Source organism: Rhizobium sp. CCGE 510 (assembly GCF_000292525.1).
Taxonomy (GTDB): domain Bacteria; phylum Pseudomonadota; class Alphaproteobacteria; order Rhizobiales; family Rhizobiaceae; genus Rhizobium.
Map to the genome: position 1 here is coordinate 23,069 of NZ_AEYF01000034.1, position 17,156 is coordinate 40,224.

A 17,156-nucleotide genomic window follows, 5' to 3' on the forward strand; every position below is an offset into this window, starting at 1 on the left:
TCCAACTCGACCTCTGCCCGCCTGCTGCGCTTGAACGTGGCGCAGACGCATGCGATCACTGCGACCGACTGCGCAATGACGAACGGCAATTCCTGATGGACGACTTCCAATCCTTCGAAATCCTACCCGGCAAACATGACAAAGGCATGGTGATCCTCGCAGATCACGCGATGAACCGCCTTCCCGCGCGATATGGCCGGCTCGGTCTGCCGGACGCCGCCTTCGCCCGCCACATCGCCTATGACATCGGCGTTGAGGGGCTGACGCGGCAGCTTTCGGACAGCCTTGGCGTGCCCGCGGTCCTTGGCGGCTTTTCGCGGCTGCTGATCGACCCGAACCGCGGCGAAGACGATCCGACCTTAATCATGAAGATCTCCGATGGCGCCGTCATATCAGGCAATCATCCGATCACGCCGCAGGAATGGGACGACCGCATCGAAACCTTCCACCGCCCCTATCATCATGCCGTGGCCGCAACGATCGACAAGGTGGCGAACGCCACCGGCAGAGCGCCACTGGTACTGTCGCTGCACTCGTTCACCCCGGCCTGGAAGGGCATTGCCCGCCCCTGGCACGCCGCCGTGCTTTGGGATAGCGATCATCGCGCCGTCGGCCCGCTGCTCCAGGGGTTGCGCGCCGACCCCGATCTTGTCGTCGGCGACAACGAACCCTATGACGGCGCGCTGAAGGGCGATACCATGTACCGGCACTGCATGATCACCGGCATTCCGCACGCACTGCTCGAGGTGCGCCAGGACCTGATCGCAGACGGGGCCGGAATATCGGCATGGGCCGAACGCCTGGCGCCGATCTTTGCGGCGATGAATGCCGATCCGGCCTTGCACGACTACGACGTCCACCTATCGCGCACCGGCCCCTATTGAACGACAGGCCTATTGATTGAAAGACCCCTGTTAAGAAGGGTCCCGGTGAAGAAAGGAAGCGAGATGACCGCGCTTAACAGAACACAGCAGACCGAATTCGAGGCCGCAGCCTTCCGCCGCCTCCTCGCCCATCTTCGGGAACGCAGCGACGTTCAGAATATCGACCTGATGAACCTGGCCGGCTTCTGCCGCAACTGCCTGTCGAACTGGTATCGCGAAGCCGCCGAGGCCGAAGGTGTCCCAATTACCAGCGACGAATCGCGCGAGATGGTCTATGGCATGCCTTATGAAGACTGGAAGACTCTTCACCAGAACGAGGCCTCGCCTGTGCAAAAGGCTGCTTTTGAACTGAACAACCCACACAAATAACCTAGGCGGCCGACAACAGGCTTGACCGTGACGCCGCTTCGCGGCAGTCACGTGCATCCAAAATCGATCACCCGAAAAATCAGGAGAACACGATGTCTGATGCTCATGGCGTCGCCCGCGATCAGCTTCGCGCTTTCATCGAGCGCATTGAACGGCTGGAAGAAGAGAAGAAGACCATCGCCGACGATATCAAGGACGTCTATGGTGAAGCCAAGGGAACGGGCTTCGATACCAAGATCCTGAAGAAGGTCGTGGCGCTGCGTAAGAAGGACGAGCAGGAGCGCATGGAGGAGGAAGCCATCCTCGACACCTACCTGCTCGCGCTTGGCATGATCGAGTCGCCGCCGGAAGGCTGATCCGCCGCGCATCGCTGAAAATCGACAAGCCGTTGGAGCGATCCGGCGGCTTTTCTTTTGGTCCGGGCGCGCGGCTAAACCGACATCGTGTCGCGTCCAACCGGCCAAAAAGAAAACCGCCGGATCGCTCCAGCGGTTTTTGATATTTCCACGATCGGCCGCCTCAGTTCGTGTTGAACTTGCGCACTTGCATGAAATTGACAGCCGTGCCGCTGAAGCGGGCCGGGTCGACCGAAGCGGTCTTGACATTGAAGCCCTCGGCATAGACGGCGGTCGGCTGGGCGCGCATCGTCTGGCTGACGAAACGCGGCGCCTTGACCTGCTTGGAGGCCATTTCGAGGCGGGCATTGGTCAGCGCCCACTGCGAGATCATCTTCTCCGTCAGCTTCGGCTCGGTGCGCACTGCCGCGCGGCTGGCATCGGCTGCGGCGGCTTCCTTGTGCGTCGGGCGGCCGCCCTTGGCAGGAAGTCCCTGAGCCACAGCGCTTTCGACGGCCGGTTCATCGAAGCCATCGCCAAAGCTTGACGATTTGGTCATCGGCGCCAAGGCTGCGAGTTCGAGCGGCGGCTTTGCGACAGGCGCCTTTTGCGTCATCGCGGCGTTGATCGCCTGCTCTACCGTGACCGGCGTCGTCTTCGAAGCGATCTGACTTTCCCCCTCGTTCCGTTGCTGGTCGAGCGCATCGGCGACAGCGGGAGACAACGCGTCCTGATCGGCTTCGTCGGCCTCCGCTTCGGGATCGGCATCGGCCGCAGCAAGAAGGTTCTCGGCAACGGCAGGGCGTTCGACCGGCGTCGGAACCGGCAGGGCATTGGTGCTCGCCAGCGACGCTAGCTCGGCGTCGCCAGGCGCACGGCGGGGCCCAAGAAGCGAGGGGACCGGAATACTATAGGCGCTGAGATCGGCAAACTGCTGCGGTTGGGCCTGATCGGCCGGAAGGGCCGCAGCAAGCGCCTGTTGCGCCGCATTACCCGAAGACGGTGCGACGAGCGCGCTCGCCACGTCGCTGCCGGCCGGCTGATTGCTGAATGCCGGGCGAACCTGCGGCACCGGCGCGTTCAGATCGGCGACCTCGGTCTGTTGCGGCTCGACAGGGGCCGGCTCGGCCTTCGGCGGCGTCGCCTTGGCGACGGCAACAGGGGTCGAATCGTCCGTATCGTCTTCCTGCTCATCCGCTCCGCCGCCGAACAGCGCGGCAAACAGCGTCTTGTGCTTCGGCGCCGATTCGGAGGCACTGGCGATCTCGATCTGTGTGCCGCTGACGCGGCGCTTGTAGTCGACCATGGCCTGCTGGTAGCCCGGCAGCGGCTTGCCGTCAGCCGGGATATGAATGGTGTTGCCGTTCGGGAAAAGCCGGACAAGCTCGTCGCGGCTCATACGCGGCCAGGCGCGAACATTGCCGACGTCCATATGCACGAAGGGCGAGCCTGATTTCGGATAGAATCCGACGCCGCCGACCTGCATCTTCATGCCGATCCCGCGCAACGTCGCGAGTTTCACGTCCGGAATGAAGAAGTCCATCGCCTTGCCGAGCATATGCTGGCTCTTTTCGGCGACGCCTGAGCTGCGCGAGCGGCCGCGCAGCATCTCGTTGGTTCCCGGCGAGCGGAAACCGCAGACGACGTTGATGTAGTCCCTCGAACCGCTCTGGCGATAGACTTCCCAGATCAGGTCGAACAGGCGCGGATCCATCTTCGTCGGCTGGTTCTTGCGCCAGTCGCGCAGGAAGCGGTTCAGCTGCTCCAGACCCTTCGGGTCGAACTTGCCGTTGCGCTTGTAGGTGATGACGGCCTTTTCGCCGGTATGGATGAAATAGAGCTTGAGGCTGCGGGTGTCACCCGCTGCTTCAGAAGGGGTACTAACGAATGCCGGTGAGGAAACCGCGAGCACAAGAAGGGCGGCCGCTACCGTCCTTATTGCCTTTCCGCAAATGTCGGCGCACAACAAACGCCAGCTCAAGCGCGAACGCTTGGAATTTCCATTCAGATTCGGCAACTCGATCCCCGTCAGACAGACAATGTCCCGTGCTGTCTCAGATGACTGTCAAATGCGGTCACACGATGGCAAAAATGCCACACATGATCAACCTTTTCTTTACATAGTGAACGAGCCACTAACAAGTGGTTTATGACCAGTAACAAATCGTGGTTGCCTTAGTCTTAACAAAAAGCGCTTAAGCCGCATCTTTCTGGGGATTATCGGGGTCTATACCGTAGTCCTTGAGCTTGCGATAAAGTGTGGACCGGCCAATGCCAAGTTTGCGCGCCACTTGACTCATCTGCCCGCGATAGAATTTAAGCGCGAATCGGATGAGCTCTTCCTCGACATCGGCAAGCCTGCGCACGTCACCGGCAGGATTGACGCTGGCGATCGCGTTTTCGGAGGCTTCCGACAGACGGTGATGCACCTCTCCCGAGATCGACGCCCTGAAATCCTCACCATAGGTGTCGTCGGGATCGAGGCCGGTATTGTCGGCAACGAGCGCCAAATGATCCACGACTTCGTATTCCGGAAGCTGGGCGGCGATCTGCGGGAAGTCCCCCTCGGTCAGCTCCGGCCCTTCGGCGAGTACCACCGCGCGGAAGATCGCATTTTCAAGCTGGCGGATATTGCCCGGCCAGTCATAGGCGGTCAGCAATGCCAGCGCGCCTGAATTCACCGTCATGCGGCGACCACTCTTCTGCTCGCTGGAGAAGCGCTCGGCAAAGACCCGCACCAGATGCGGAATGTCCTCCTTGCGTTTGCGCAGTGCCGGAATGGTGATCGGGAAGACGTTGAGGCGATAGTAGAGATCCTCGCGGAAATGGCCGTTCTTGACCTCCTCGATCAGATCCTTGTTGGTTGCCGAGATCAGCCGGACATTGACCTTGTGTGCGGTGCGCGCACCGACGGTCTCGATTTCGCCCTGCTGCACGGCGCGCAACAGCTTCACCTGCACCTCGAGCGGCAGGTCGCCGATTTCGTCGAGGAAGATGGTGCCGCCGTCGGCTTCCATGAATTTGCCGATATGGCGCTCGGTCGCGCCGGTAAACGCACCCTTCTCGTGGCCGAAGAGAATGCTCTCGACCAGGTTATGCGGAATCGCCCCGCAATTTACCGTGACGAAGGGCTTGTTCGAGCGGTCGCCGCCGGACTGGATGGCACGCGCCACCAGCTCCTTGCCGACGCCGGATTCGCCTTCGAGCACGACGGGAATATTGGACTGAGCCGCCCGTTGGGCGAGATCGATGACGCGGAGCATCGCCGGGCTTGCCGATACGATGTCGTCGAAGCCAACCGAACCTGAGCGCGACCGGCGCCCGGCCCGCGCCTTCACCTCGCGCTGGTCGAGCTTCATCGCGTTCGAGATCGAGGTGGCGATGCGCTCGGGCGAGACCGGCTTGACGACGAAATCGAAGGCGCCGGCTCGCATCGCCTGCACCACCGTTTCGATGCCGCCCTGCCCCGTCTGAACGATGACTGGGATCTGCGTGCCGAATTCGTGAAGCGCGTCGAGGAACTCGAGGCCGGTCATCTCCGGCATCATCAGATCGAGCACGATGACGCTGAAAAGGCCGTTGTCGCGTTTGACCATTTCTAGGCCGATGCGACCGTTTTCCGCCTGGTGCACGACATGGCCGTGTCGCTCGATTGCGTTCTTGAGCAAGCGGCGCTGCACGGGGTCGTCCTCGACCACGAGGATTTGCCCTGCTCCCTTGAGCTCATTGTAACCGGTCATTGTCGCCTCACTTCATGCGAAACCATGAAGCGCACTTTGACAGGAAGGCTTGAACATCCAGTTTTGAGAAATAATTGCATTTTAACGATTGGAACGGGTCATTTTCGTGCCGAACCGACGCCTTTCTTGCACCGAAAGCCCCTTGATGCCGGGCCTTCTCGCGCCTATTCAAGCAGACCTGTTATGAAAGTGGAGAGGAATTGCCCCATGAAAATCAAGCTCCCGCACGCCAGCCTTCTTTTGTCGGCAGCAGCGCCAGCTGGGGCGACCGATCCGGCGCTCGGCGATCTGCCGGTCTGGAAGCTGCAGGATCTTTATCCCTCCGCCACCTCGACCGCCTTTGTCGCCGACATGGAAAAGGCCGGCAAGGCCGCGATCGCCTTTGAAGAAAAGTGGAAGGGCAAACTGGCCGCGGCGGCGACCAAGACCGGCCCTGAGGGCATTGGCGCGGCACTGAGGGAATACGAGGCGCTTGATGATATCATCGGCCGCCTCGGATCCTTTGCCGGCCTCACCTATTTCTCCGACACCATCAACCCGGCAAACGGCAAGCTCTATGGCGACGTGCAGGCCAAGATCACCGAATTTTCAGGCCGCCTCCTGTTTTTCGGCCTGGAATTGAACCGCATCGACGACGCGGTGATCGACGCCTGCATGGCTGGAGATACCGCCGCCGGGCACTATCGCCCCTGGCTCATCGACCTCAGGAAGGACAAGCCCTACCAGCTCGACGACAGGCTGGAGCAGCTCTTCCTCGAGAAGTCGATGACATCGGCCGCTGCCTTCAACCGCCTCTTCGACGAAACCATGGCGGAACTTCGCTACGAGATCGATGGCGAGAAAGTGCCGCTCGAAGTGGCACTGAACCGGCTGCAGGAAAAGGATCCCGAAGCCCGCCGCAAGGCCGCCATGGCGCTCGCCGAAACATTCAAGGCGAATATTCGCACCTTCACGCTGATCACCAATACGCTTGCCAAGGACAAGGAGATCGCCGACCGCTGGCGCGGCTTCGAGGACATCGCCGACAGCCGCCACTTGGCAAACCGCGTCGAGCGCGAGGTCGTCGATGCGTTGGCCGCCGCCGTCCGCGAAGCCTATCCTCGCCTTTCGCACCGCTATTACAAGATGAAGGCGAAATGGCTCGACATGGAGCAGATGAATTTCTGGGACCGCAACGCCCCGCTTCCGGAAACCTCCAGCGCCGTCATTTCCTGGCCCGAGGCGAAGGATACGGTGCTTTCGGCCTACGGCAATTTCGCCCCCGAAATGGAGGCGATCGCCAGGCGGTTCTTCGACGAGCAGTGGATCGATGCCCCGGTCCGCCCCGGCAAGGCGCCCGGCGCCTTCGCTCATCCGACGGTCCCCTCGGCCCACCCCTATGTGCTGGTCAACTACATGGGCAAGCCGCGCGATGTGATGACGCTTGCCCATGAACTCGGGCACGGCGTGCACCAGGTACTCGCCGGCGCGCAAGGGGCGCTGATGTGCCAGACGCCGCTGACGCTCGCCGAAACCGCCTCCGTCTTCGGCGAGATGCTGACTTTCCGCGCGCTTCTGGAAAAAACCAGCGACTTGCGCGAGCGCAAGGCCATGCTCGCCCAGAAGGTCGAGGACATGATCAACACGGTCGTGCGCCAGATCGCCTTTTACGAATTCGAGCGCAAGCTCCACACCGCCCGCAAAGCAGGGGAACTTACCGCCGACGACATTGGCGAACTTTGGCTCTCCGTCCAGTCGGAAAGCCTCGGGCCGGCGATCAACATTTCTGAAGGGTATGAGACCTATTGGGCCTATATCCCCCATTTTATCCACTCGCCCTTCTACGTCTACGCCTATGCTTTCGGCGATTGCCTGGTGAATTCGCTCTATGCCGTCTACCAGAAGGCAGAAAAGGGTTTTCAGGAGAAGTATTTCGAACTGCTGAAGGCAGGCGGCACCAAGCACCATTCGGAGCTTTTGAAGCCTTTCGGCCTCGACGCCACCGATCCGTCGTTCTGGAGCCAGGGACTGTCGATGATCGAAGGGCTGATCGACGAGTTGGAGGCTTTGGATAGGGCTGCCTGATCTGCCTCCCCACGGCCGACCTCTTCCCGCAGGCGGGGAGAGGCGCCGGCAGGCGGATCAGGGATCGTGCTCCAAGAAAAGACGCCGCCGATGGCCGAAACCCAATCGTATATCCTTTTCCGCGACGACACGACCGGACAGGTGATGCTGTTCGCCGAGCCGGCAGAGATCATCCTTGCCAGGACGCGCGCTGAATTTTTTGCAGGTCTTGTCCGAATGGAAGAGGCCAAGGCCGAGGGCAAATGGCTTGCCGGGTATATGAGCTACGAGGCCGGATATCTCTTCGAAGAAAAACTCGCGTCTTTCGCCGGGGAAGACCGCGAAACACCGCTACTCTGTTTCGGCGTCTTCGACGCGCCGCAGCCGGACACACACCCGCTTGCCCAACCAAGGCAGCGCCTCGAAAACGAAGAATTCCTGACTGCCCCGAAAGCCGCCTGGGATTTCCCCTTATATAAAGAGCGCTTCGACCGCCTGCACCAGCATCTGCGGCTTGGCGACGCCTACCAGGCGAACCTCACCATGCCGGTCGAGGCGCTCTGGAACGGCGATCCCCGTGCTGCCTTCTGGTCGCTGATCGAACGCCAGCCGGTCAAATACGGCGCGCTGGTTGATCTCGGCGGTCCGGTCATCCTTTCGCGCTCGCCGGAACTGTTCTTCCGCACCGATGAAGAAGGCTGGATCGAGACCCATCCGATGAAAGGCACTGCCAAACGCGGCGCCACCGCCGCCGAAGATGCCGAAATCATCGAAGCCATGCGCCGCGATATCAAGACGCAGGCGGAAAACCGCATGATCGTCGATCTGCTGCGCAACGATATTTCCCGCATTACCGAGGTCGGCACGCTAGACGTCCCCAAGCTCTTCGACATCGAGACCTACCCGACCGTCCATCAGATGGTCAGCCATGTGCAGGCAAGGCTCCGCCCCGGCCTTTCGATCCGCGACGTCTTCTCCGCGCTCTTTCCCTGCGGCTCGATCACCGGCGCGCCGAAGATACGAGCAATGGAAATTCTGCATGCGCTCGAAGATACGCCCCGCGACGCCTATTGCGGCGCGATCGGCATGATCTCGCCGAGCGGCGCGATGCGCTTTTCCGTCGCCATCCGCACCGTCACGCTTTTTGACGGCGGCAGAGCCGTCTTCAATGTCGGCGGCGGCATCGTCTTTGATTCCACAGCCGAGGCCGAATATGAGGAATGCCTGCTCAAGGCCCGCTTCGCCGTCGGCGATCAGTGGATCGCGCGATGATCGATTTTTCGCTGATCGAGACGCTACGCTGGCAGCCTGGCGAGGGTTTTATCCGCCTGCGGCTTCATCTCGCCAGGCTTTCCCGCTCCGCCCGTCGCCTTGGCTTTCCGCAACCGATCGAGGCGGCGGCAAGGCTTGACGCAGCCATCACCGGTGCAGACGGTCCGCTGCGTGTCCGCCTGACTTTCGACGCCCAAGGCCGCATCGAGGTGACCAGCGCCGCATTCGTGCCGCTGGTGCCCGCCACCACCTGGACCGTTCGCCTCGCAGAGACGCGTCTGAACTCCGCCGACAGGCTGCTGCGCGTCAAAACCACCCTCCGCGCCGTCTACGAGAGCGCACGCGCCGAATACAGGCCCGACGAGGCCGACGAAGTCATTCTTTTGAACGAGCGCGGCGAAGTCTGCGAGGGCACCATCACCTCGATCTTCCTGGACGATGGGACCGGCATTCTGCGCACCCCGCCGATCTCCTGCGGTCTGCTCGCCGGCGTGCTGCGCACTGAGCTTATCTGCACCCGAAAGGCGCGCGTCGGCCGCCTCACCCTTGCCGATCTCGATGCCGGCAAGCTTTATATCGGCAACTCCCTGCGCGGCCTGATCCGCGCAAACCTTCTGAGGAACTGACCATGTTCATTCTCTCCCTCACCTATATCAAGCCCAATGACGAAGCCGACCGGCATATGGAGCCGCACATGGCCTGGGTGAAGGAGGGGTATGCGAAGGGCTGGTTCCTCGCATCAGGCCGCAAGGTGCCGCGCACCGGCGGCGTGATCCTGGCGGTCGGCGACCGCGCTGCGATCGAGGCCTATATCGCCGCCGATCCCTTTACAATCCACGGTGTTGCCGAATACGACATCACCGAGCTTGCAGTGACGACGACGATCGAAGGGCTGGAAATCCTGAAACGCTGATTTTTAAAGACGCCAACTGGATGATCACACCATCCCTCGCCGGCCCGATATTTGTCGTTTCCCCCTCAACACTCTTTATTGTGACGCCGTTTTATGGTTAGAGCCGGTCACTTCGCATCTCTGCGGCAATTTCAAAACAATTCTTCAGGCTGAACGCCTTCGTCCCCTTCCACAGGAGAAAAGAATGACGGAACAAAACTATCCGGTATATGCCGAAATCACCGGCCCGATCGTCATGATCGGCTTTGGCTCCATCGGCCGCGGCACCCTGCCCCTGATCGAGCGCCACTTCAAATTCGACAAGAGCCGGATGGTCGTCATCGATCCGCGCGAAGAGCCCTCCGACATGGAGATTCTGAAAAAACACGGCGTTCGCCACATCAAGGAATATGTCACCAAGGAAAATTACAAGGAACTGCTGAAGCCGCTGCTGACCGAAGGCGAAGGCCAGGGTTTCTGCGTCAACCTCTCGGTCGACACCTCCTCGCTCGACATTATCAAGCTCTGCCGCAAGCATGACGTGCCCTACGTCGACACCGTCGTCGAACCCTGGCTCGGCTTCTATTTCGACAAGGGCATGAGCAATGCCGACCGCACCAACTATGCGTTGCGCGAAACCATGCGCAAGGAAAAGGCGAAGAACCCGGGTGGCGCCACCGCCGTCTCCACCTGCGGCGCCAATCCGGGCATGGTCTCCTGGTTCGTCAAGCAGGCGCTTGTCAATCTCGCCAACGACACCGGCCTCAAGTTCGAAGAGCCGGACCAGCACGATCGCGAAGGCTGGGCAAAGCTGATGAAGAAGCTCGGCGTCAAGGGCGTCCACATCGCCGAGCGCGACACCCAGCGCACCAAGCATCCGAAGCCGCTCAACGTCTTCTGGAACACCTGGTCCGTCGAAGGCTTCATCTCCGAAGGCCTGCAGCCGGCCGAACTCGGCTGGGGCACACATGAAGAGTGGATGCCGAAGAACGCCAAGAAGCACAAGAAGGGCAACAAGGCGGCGATCTATCTGGAGCAGCCGGGCGCCAACACCCGCGTACGCACCTGGTGCCCGACGCCCGGCCCGCAATATGGCTTCCTCGTCACCCACAACGAGTCGATCTCGATCGCCGACTACTTCACCGTTCGCGACAAGGACGGCGAAGTGACCTTCCGCCCGACCTGCCACTATGCTTACCACCCGGCCAACGACGCCGTGCTCTCGCTTCATGAGATGTTCGGCAATGGCGGCACGGCGCAGCCGGTCCACCATGTTCTCGACGAGGACGAGCTGGAGGACGGCATCGACGAACTCGGCGTCCTGCTCTACGGCCACGAGAAGAACGCCTACTGGTATGGCTCACGCCTGTCGCTGGAAGAAACGCGCCGCATCGCGCCCTATCAGAACGCCACCGGTCTGCAGGTCACATCCGCCGTTCTCGCCGGCATGGTCTGGGCGCTGGAAAACCCGAATGCCGGCATCGTCGAGGCCGACGAGATCGACTACAAGCGCTGCCTCGAAGTGCAGATGCCTTATCTCGGCCCGGTCGAGGGACACTATACCGACTGGACTCCGCTCGATGGTCGCCCGGGCCTCTTCCCGGAAGATATCGACACCAAGGATCCGTGGCAGTTCAAGAACATTCTCGTTCGCTGAGATCGCTCGCGCAACCTTGAAGATGCCCGCCGCAAGGCGGGCATTTTTGTAACGCCGGCTGTCTAAATGCCGCCCGGCGCCCCGCCAAGGCTTGCCTTCACGCCGGGCGCGCGCCATGTTTTGCCCGAACTTGGCGGGTGTCCGCCGCGCCGATTCGCCGGGAGAAGCTTTATGAAAATCAGAACTGGTCTCGTTCTTGTCGGTGCAGCGGCTGCTCTCGCCGCCTGCGTTTCATCAGAGCCGCGCCGCCTGCCGGTTGCAATGACGCCGGCAGCCACCGGCGTCGAAGGCAACTGGAGCGATCCGAACGGCATCGTTTCCACCTTCCAGGGCGGTAGTTTCACCACCCGCACGACCGACAGCAACCAGCTTCTTGCCTCGGGCACCTACATCAATACCTCGCCGACCTTGGTGGAGATCAACATGACTTCGCTGGTGCGCAAGACTCAGTCCAAGGTGAATTGCGCCCTGGTCAATCAGAGCCAGCTCAATTGCACCTCCGATTCCGGCGCACAATTCACGCTTTCCCGCCGCGGCTGACGATGAGGCGATAGGCCAGGCACGCCATGCGGGCCTTCGTTTTTTACCTCGTCTTATTAATTGCAATGCCGCTTGCGGCGCTGGCGGTCGTTCTGCCGGTCAACGTTTATCGCGCCCAGGGTATCGCCGCCCCCGATTGCGATCGGCCGCCGCAGGTGCTGATCTTTGCGGTGCCGGCAATCCTGATCTACGGTGCCGGCGCGCTCTTGGCCTATCGGGCCGGCCGGCGCTTTCATCGCCTCGTTTTCCTTCTCTGTTTGAGCATCGCGCTCGCTACGGTTCCGAATATTGCGGAGGCCGTGCACGAACTCTATCGAAACGCCGCCGCCGGCGAATGCCTGGGATAGCCACCCGGCTTTTTTGCCATGCCCCCTTGGAAAGCGCCCGGCCTGGCCCAGCTTTCTCTTGCGGTCGCCCATCGTCTGATGGAACATCCGCAAGCCGGGGCCGCCCCGACGGACTAAGAAGGGATTGGCGAGGATCAGGGGGGATCTCTCGCCTCAATCAGGAGAACACGGATGACGAAGTCTTTCAGCTTCGGTCTTTTGACCGCGTCCATGCTGGCGCTAAGCGCGGGCGCCGCCTTTGCGGATTACGAACTCAATATTCTTCATATTAACGATTTCCACTCGCGCATCGAATCGATCAACAAGTTCGACTCCACCTGCTCGGCCGAGGAAGAAGGCAAGAACGAATGCTTCGGTGGTGCTGCGCGCCTGAAGGTCGCGATCGACCAGCGCCGTCAGGCTCTATCGGGCAAGAACGTCGTCCTGCTGAATGCCGGCGACAATTTCCAGGGCTCGCTGTTCTACACGACCTATAAGGGCGCTGCCGAAGCCGAATTCCTGAACCTGATGAAGTTCGACGCCATGACGGTCGGCAACCATGAATTCGACGACAGCGAGGACGGGCTTGCGACCTTCCTCGACAAGGTGCAGTTTCCCGTCGTGACGGCGAACGTCAAGGCGACAGCCGCCTCCAAGCTTGGCGACCGTATCAAGCCGTCGCTGGTGCTCGATGTCGGCGGCCAGAAGATTGGCATCGTCGGCGCCGTCACCAATGATACGGCTGAGCTGTCCTCCCCCGGACCGAACGTCACGATCGCCGACGACGTCCAGGCGATCACCTCAGCCGTCCAGGATCTGAAGGGCCAAGGCGTCAACAAGATCATCGCACTGACCCATGTCGGCTACTCCCGCGATCTCGCTTTGATCGCCAAGATCCCGGATGTCGATGTCGTTGTCGGCGGCCACTCCCATAGCCTGCTCTCCAATACCGATCCAAAGGCTGAGGGACCCTACCCGACGATGGTCGACAATCCCGGTGGCTACAAGGTGCCGGTCGTTCAGGCTGCCTCCTACAGCAAATATCTCGGCGATCTCGTCGTCAATTTCGACGATAGCGGCGTCGTCAAGGATGCTAAGGGCGATCCGATCCTGATCGATTCTACCTTTACGCCCGATCCTGCCGTCGTTGCCCGCATCGCCGAACTGGCCAAACCGATCGAAGAACTGCGCAAGAAGGTCATCGGCTCCTCCGAAGCCCCGATCGACGGCGACCGCAAGGTCTGCCGCGTCAAGGAATGCTCAATGGGTAATCTGGTGGCCGACGCCATGCTTGATCGCACCAAGAACCAGGGCGTTACCATCGCCGTCCAGAATGGCGGCGGCCTGCGTGCTTCAATCGACGGCGGCGAGGTCACCCAGGGCGAGGTCATCACCGTCCTGCCTTTCCAGAATACGCTGGCCACCTTTGAGGCCACCGGCGCAGACGTCGTCAAGGCGCTCGAGAACGGCGTCAGCCAAATCGATCAGGGCGCCGGCCGCTTCCCGCAGGTCGCCGGCCTGAAATTCTCCTTCGACCAGTCGAAGCCTGTCGGCAGCCGCGTCAGCGATGTCCAGGTGAAGGAGGGCGACAACTCCACCCCGATCGACCCAGGTAAAACCTACAAGGTCGCCACCAACAATTTCATGCGGGCCGGTGGCGATGGCTATTCGATCTTCAAGGACGGCAAGAACGCCTATGACTTTGGCCCGGATCTTGCCGACGTCACCGCCGAATTTCTGGCCGCCCACTCCCCCTATAAGCCCTACACCGACGGCCGCGTCACAGAAACAGGCGCCACCATAGCACAGGCGCCCGCTGCCGAACCGGTGGCTCCTACTCCCGCGCCGGCAGCACCTGCACCGACAACAGAGCCCGCGCCAGCCCCTGCGGCACCCGCACCAGCCACAGAGCCTACCCCCGCGACGCCGGCAGCACCCGCAACTGCTGCGGAACCGACACCGGTACCGGCACCAGCAGCCTCCGCACCTGCCGCAACGACACCCTCCACCCACGTCATCGCTGCGGGCGACACCTTCTGGGATCTCGCCGTCACCTTCTATGGCGACGGCACATTGTGGCGGAAGCTTTCTGAGGCCAACGGCAAGCCGGACCCGCATCACCTGACGGTTGGCAAGGAGATCGAGGTCCCCGCCAAGTAAGACGATTTGTCTCGATGCCACGGGCCGGTCCGGGGTTTCCCGGGCCGGTTTTTCTTTCTATAGGGTGAACCATGATCTCGAGGCTGCGTATGAGCCGGTGGGATAAATGAGCGTTTGGGGCCAGAATGACAGCAGATATTTCTCTCCGCCCGGCGGACCATCCGGCCGTCAAGTCAGGCAAGGTCGGTGTCCTGCTGGTCAATCTCGGCACGCCCGACGGGACGGATTATACCTCGATGCGCCGCTACCTCAGGGAGTTCCTGACCGATCGCCGCGTCATCGAATGGTCGCCCTGGAAGTGGTATCCGATCCTGTTCGGCATCGTGCTCAACACCCGCCCGCAGAAAGTCGGCAAGGCCTATGAGCTTATCTGGAATAAGGAGAAGAATGAAAGTTATCTCCGCACCTACACGCGCAACCAGTCGGAGCTGATGACCGGGCGCCTGAAGGATCTCGACAACGTCAAGGTCGACTGGGCGATGCGCTACGGCACCCCGTCGATCGCTTCGCGCATCGAGGCGCTGAAGCAAGACGGTTGCGACCGCATCCTGCTCTTCCCGCTCTATCCGCAATATGCGGCGGCAACGACCGCCACGGTCAACGACAAGGCCTTTCAGAAACTGCTCTCGATGCGCTGGCAGCCGGCGCTGCGCACCGTGCCCGCCTATCACGACGACGAGGCCTATATCGAGGCGCTCGCACAATCTGTCGAAGGGCATCTTTCGACTCTCGACTGGAAACCGGAGATGCTGCTTGCCTCCTTCCACGGCATTCCGATGTCCTATTTCAAACAGGGCGATCCCTACTACTGTCAATGCCAGAAGACCGGCCGGCTGCTGCGCGAGCGGCTCGGGCTCGCCAAGGAAAACTTCATGGTCACCTTCCAGTCGCGCTTCGGGCCGGAAGAATGGCTGCAGCCCTATACCGACAAGACAGTGGAGAAGCTTGCCAAAGACGGCGTCAAGCGTATCGCCGTCATCAATCCCGGCTTCGTCTCCGACTGTCTGGAGACATTGGAGGAGATTGCCGAACAGGCTGCCCATTCCTTCCATGAGAACGGCGGCGAAAAGTTTTCGCATATCCCCTGCCTCAACGACAGCGAGGACGGCATGAAGGTGCTGGAAAAGGTCGTCCGCCGCGAATTGCAGGGCTGGGTCTGAGAAACCGTTTTAGAAAGAAGCGCTGCACGGTTAGCCGGCGACACCCCGAATAGGCCCTGCAAAACCAAACCTTGCTTTCACTTCTAGGCGGATGGTGGGAGGTGCGCATGCGTGTGTCATTTCCTCCTCGCAAAGAACATGCTAACTCACCACATCTATGGTGTACGCGCGCGCGCATGCGCGGATGAGAGGAATTTTTCATGCTGTTCGGCGGCTTCGATATCGTCGTGATCGTGCTGGTTATTTTCGTCATTCTGGTGCTCTTTGCCGGCATCAAAACCGTGCCGCAGGGCTACCGTTATACGATCGAGCGCTTCGGGCGCTACACCCGCACGCTGGAGCCCGGTCTTAACCTGATCACTCCCTTCATCGAGCGTGTCGGCGCCCGGTTGAACGTGATGGAGCAGGTGCTGAGCGTGCCGACCCAGGAGGTGATTACCAAGGACAATGCCTCGGTCTCGGCCGATGCCGTCTCCTTCTATCAGGTGCTCAACGCCGCCCAGGCTGCCTATCAGGTTGCCAATCTCGAAAACGCCATCCTCAATCTCACCATGACCAACATCCGCTCGGTCATGGGCTCGATGGATCTCGACGAGCTGCTCTCCAACCGCGATGCAATCAACGACCGGCTGCTGCGCGTCGTCGACGAGGCCGTGCATCCCTGGGGCATCAAGGTCACCCGTGTCGAGATCAAGGACATCCAGCCGCCGCGCGACCTCGTCGATGCAATGGCCCGCCAGATGAAGGCCGAGCGCGAGAAACGCGCCCAGGTGCTGGAAGCCGAAGGCTCGCGCAACGCGCAGATCCTCAGGGCGGAAGGCGCCAAGCAATCGGCCATTCTCCAAGCCGAAGGCCAGCGCGAGGCCGCCTTCCGCAATGCTGAAGCCCGCGAACGCCTGGCCGAGGCCGAAGCCAAAGCGACGAAGATGGTCTCCGAAGCGATTGCCGCCGGTGACATTCAGGCGATCAACTATTTCGTCGCGCAGAAATACACCGAGGCGCTCACCTCGATCGGTTCGGCACCCAATTCGAAGATCGTGATGATGCCGATGGAAGCCTCTTCCATCCTCAGCTCGCTCGGCGGCATCGGCGCTATTGCCCGCGAAGTCTTCGGCGATACCGGCAACAACCCGGCAACGCCGCCACCCCTGCCGCGTCCCCGCCCGGCACCGGCGCGCTCGACCCCGCCGATCAATCCGTCGACCCCCAATCCTTTCAATCCCGATCAGGAGCGATAAGCCATGCTGGCGAAGATCGTCGCCGAACTTGGTCCATGGAGTTGGTGGGTCGCCGGTCTCGTGCTGCTCGCCGCGGAAATGATCGTGCCCGGCTTCTTCCTGGTCTGGATCGGCCTTGCGGCCCTGATCGTCGGCGCGCTGTCGCTGCTCTTTTGGGACAGCGCCTTCTGGGTCTGGGAATTGCAGGCGATCCTTTTTGCGCTGCTCGCCGTTGCCACGACCTTCGCCGGCCGGCGGCTGACACTGCGCAATTCCACGACCGACGAGCCCTTCCTCAATCAGCGCGGCGCCAGCCTCGTCGGCCGCACGGCGACGCTGCACGAACCGATCCGCGAGGGCCGCGGCCGCATCCGCCTCGACGATACGCTATGGCAGGTGATGGGACCTGACTTGCCGGTGGGAACGCAGGTGAAGGTGATTTCGAGCAACGGCCGCGACCTGACGGTCGAGCCTGTCTGATCGAGCAAAAACAAAGACCTAAAGCGTCAGAAGCAAAAAACGAAGGATTGCGACGCGCTTTAGGAGGCGTGGACTCTTGGG

At 61.2% G+C, this 17,156-nt stretch carries 16 protein-coding genes; 14 read left to right on the forward strand and 2 right to left on the reverse strand.

Going from position 1 to position 17,156, the window contains the following annotated elements; translation table 11 throughout:
* Positions 1–95 precede the first annotated feature (95 nt).
* The 3 genes from RCCGE510_RS16235 to RCCGE510_RS16245 all read left to right on the forward strand — a co-directional run bounded on the left by RCCGE510_RS16235 (position 96) and on the right by RCCGE510_RS16245 (position 1,609).
* Positions 96–884, forward strand: coding sequence for an N-formylglutamate amidohydrolase (locus RCCGE510_RS16235; RefSeq protein WP_007631611.1), 789 nt, complete (start codon positions 96–98; stop codon positions 882–884).
* A 63-nt stretch (positions 885–947) separates the two neighbouring features.
* Positions 948–1,253, forward strand: coding sequence for a DUF1244 domain-containing protein (locus tag RCCGE510_RS16240; RefSeq protein ID WP_007631612.1), 306 nt, complete (start codon positions 948–950; stop codon positions 1,251–1,253).
* Positions 1,254–1,345: 92 nt separating this feature from the next.
* The gene (locus RCCGE510_RS16245; RefSeq protein ID WP_007631616.1) at positions 1,346–1,609 is read left to right on the forward strand and encodes a DUF2312 domain-containing protein; all 264 of its coding nucleotides are present in this window, start codon (positions 1,346–1,348) and stop codon (positions 1,607–1,609) included.
* Between the two features lie 163 nt (positions 1,610–1,772).
* On the opposite strand, the gene RCCGE510_RS16250 is transcribed toward RCCGE510_RS16245, so the two are convergent.
* Positions 1,773–3,605 (reverse strand): DUF882 domain-containing protein, encoded by a 1,833-nt coding sequence (locus RCCGE510_RS16250; RefSeq protein WP_007631617.1) that lies wholly within the window; start codon positions 3,603–3,605, stop codon positions 1,773–1,775.
* 178 nt (positions 3,606–3,783) lie between these two features.
* A complete protein-coding gene (locus RCCGE510_RS16255) occupies positions 3,784–5,328 on the reverse strand; it encodes a sigma-54 dependent transcriptional regulator (protein WP_007631619.1) in 1,545 nt (514 codons plus the stop codon).
* Positions 5,329–5,535: 207 nt separating this feature from the next.
* Here RCCGE510_RS16255 and RCCGE510_RS16260 point away from each other — a divergent pair, with 207 nt between their 5' ends.
* The 11 genes from RCCGE510_RS16260 (at position 5,536) to RCCGE510_RS16310 (ending at position 17,075) form a co-directional block, all read left to right on the forward strand.
* Positions 5,536–7,392, forward strand: coding sequence for a M3 family oligoendopeptidase (locus tag RCCGE510_RS16260; RefSeq protein ID WP_007631620.1), 1,857 nt, complete (start codon positions 5,536–5,538; stop codon positions 7,390–7,392).
* Positions 7,393–7,482: 90 nt separating this feature from the next.
* Entirely contained in the window at positions 7,483–8,643 is a 1,161-nt protein-coding gene (locus RCCGE510_RS16265; RefSeq protein WP_007631621.1) for an aminodeoxychorismate synthase component I, read from the forward strand.
* Positions 8,640–9,269 carry an aminotransferase class IV family protein gene (locus tag RCCGE510_RS16270; RefSeq protein ID WP_007631622.1) on the forward strand — a complete coding sequence of 210 codons (630 nt, stop codon included), beginning with the start codon at positions 8,640–8,642 and terminating at the stop codon, positions 9,267–9,269. The genes RCCGE510_RS16265 and RCCGE510_RS16270 overlap by 4 nt, the downstream gene beginning before the upstream one ends.
* A 2-nt stretch (positions 9,270–9,271) precedes the next feature.
* Positions 9,272–9,556 carry a YciI family protein gene (locus tag RCCGE510_RS16275; protein ID WP_007631623.1) on the forward strand — a complete coding sequence of 95 codons (285 nt, stop codon included), beginning with the start codon at positions 9,272–9,274 and terminating at the stop codon, positions 9,554–9,556.
* 184 nt (positions 9,557–9,740) lie between these two features.
* A complete protein-coding gene (locus RCCGE510_RS16280; protein ID WP_007631624.1) occupies positions 9,741–11,192 on the forward strand; it encodes a homospermidine synthase in 1,452 nt (483 codons plus the stop codon).
* 171 nt (positions 11,193–11,363) lie between these two features.
* Positions 11,364–11,732: an outer membrane lipoprotein Omp10 gene (gene omp10 / locus RCCGE510_RS16285; protein WP_007631625.1), complete on the forward strand. Its 369-nt coding sequence runs from the start codon at positions 11,364–11,366 to the stop codon at positions 11,730–11,732.
* 26 nt (positions 11,733–11,758) lie between these two features.
* Positions 11,759–12,079, forward strand: coding sequence for a hypothetical protein (locus RCCGE510_RS16290; RefSeq protein WP_007631626.1), 321 nt, complete (start codon positions 11,759–11,761; stop codon positions 12,077–12,079).
* Between the two features lie 171 nt (positions 12,080–12,250).
* A complete protein-coding gene (locus tag RCCGE510_RS16295; RefSeq protein ID WP_007631627.1) occupies positions 12,251–14,218 on the forward strand; it encodes a bifunctional UDP-sugar hydrolase/5'-nucleotidase in 1,968 nt (655 codons plus the stop codon).
* 125 nt (positions 14,219–14,343) lie between these two features.
* On the forward strand, positions 14,344–15,378 hold the full coding sequence (gene hemH / locus RCCGE510_RS16300) for a ferrochelatase (RefSeq protein ID WP_007631630.1): 1,035 nt from the start codon (positions 14,344–14,346) through the stop codon (positions 15,376–15,378).
* A 200-nt stretch (positions 15,379–15,578) separates the two neighbouring features.
* Positions 15,579–16,616 (forward strand): SPFH domain-containing protein, encoded by a 1,038-nt coding sequence (locus tag RCCGE510_RS16305; RefSeq protein WP_007631632.1) that lies wholly within the window; start codon positions 15,579–15,581, stop codon positions 16,614–16,616.
* Between the two features lie 3 nt (positions 16,617–16,619).
* The gene (locus RCCGE510_RS16310; protein WP_007631634.1) at positions 16,620–17,075 is read left to right on the forward strand and encodes an NfeD family protein; all 456 of its coding nucleotides are present in this window, start codon (positions 16,620–16,622) and stop codon (positions 17,073–17,075) included.
* The last annotated feature ends 81 nt before the right edge of the window (positions 17,076–17,156 follow it).